Genomic DNA, 1,042 nt, shown 5'->3' with positions numbered 1-1,042 from the left:
GACTACGCGAGCGGGGCAGCGTGGTCCTGGAGAACGAGGCCAATCTCGCGGGCATCGCCGAACAACGCCTGGGCGCCGCCCGCGGCCTCGACACGTACGTCCTGGTTTGGCTCGGCGCGGGCATCGGCGCGTGCGTGGTCCTGGACGGCCGGCTTCGGCGCGGGGCCTCGGGAGGTAGCGGCGAGTTGGGGTTCCTGCCCGTACCCGGCACCGGTCGGCTCCCCACGTGCACCGACTGCAAGGGCGGCTTCCACTCCCTCGCCTCCGGCGGCGCGATCGAGTTGTTGGCGACCGACTTCGGACTGGTCGGCAGCGCCGAGGACGTGGTGCGCAGCGCCGCGACGGACGCCACCGGGGCCGGCGCGGCCCTGCTGGACGCACTCGCCGAACGCCTGGTCCTGGGCGTCGCCGCGCTCACGGTCATCCTCGACCCCGGCTGTGTGGTCCTCGGCGGCGAAACCGGCCGCGCCGGCGGCACCCCGCTGGCCGACCGCGTCGAGGCCCGCCTGGCCGAGCTCACCCCACAGCGAACACGGGTGCTGCCGGGCACGGTTCCGGGTAATCCGATCCTGCGCGGCGCGGTTCTGACGGCCTTGGACACGGCTCGCGACGCGTTGTTCGGGCGACCGTAGGGGCGCGGCTCTCGGCGGAGCGCGTGAGGGCGAACCGTGGATGACACGGCTGTTCCGGGCCGTGGGCGGCGGGTATGTCGACGCGCACGGTCGTAAGGTCGAGAGCATGCGCATTGTCATTGCTGGTGGACATGGTCAAATCGCTTTGCGGCTGGAGCGGTTGCTCTCCGAGCGTGGGGACGAGGTTGTCGGCATCATCCGCAAACCCGAACAGGCGGACGACCTGACGGCCGCGGGAGCCGAACCGGTGGTGTGCGACCTGGAGACGGCGTCGGTGGAGGAGGTCGCGCGGAGCCTGGCGGGCGCGGACGCCGCGGTCTTCGCGGCCGGCGCGGGGCCGGGCAGCGGCGAGACTCGCAAGGACACGGTGGACCGGGGTGCGTGCGCGTTGTTCGCCGACGCGGCGGAGG

General features: G+C 73.1%; 2 protein-coding genes. Both read left to right on the top strand.

The window, feature by feature from the left end:
* A partial coding sequence (locus GT354_RS00795; protein ID WP_161354186.1) for an ROK family protein occupies nucleotides 1-632 on the top strand: 632 nt, incomplete at its 5' end.
* A gap of 106 nt (nucleotides 633-738) precedes the next feature.
* Nucleotides 739-1,042 (top strand): NAD(P)H-binding protein (locus GT354_RS00790; RefSeq protein ID WP_161354185.1); only part of this gene is annotated, 304 nt, incomplete at its 3' end.

This window comes from Streptomyces sp. SID3343 (assembly GCF_009865215.1).
Classification (GTDB): domain Bacteria; phylum Actinomycetota; class Actinomycetes; order Streptomycetales; family Streptomycetaceae; genus Embleya.
The sequence above is the reverse complement of the archived record's forward strand: the minus strand, read 5'-3'. Positions and strand labels throughout refer to the sequence as shown.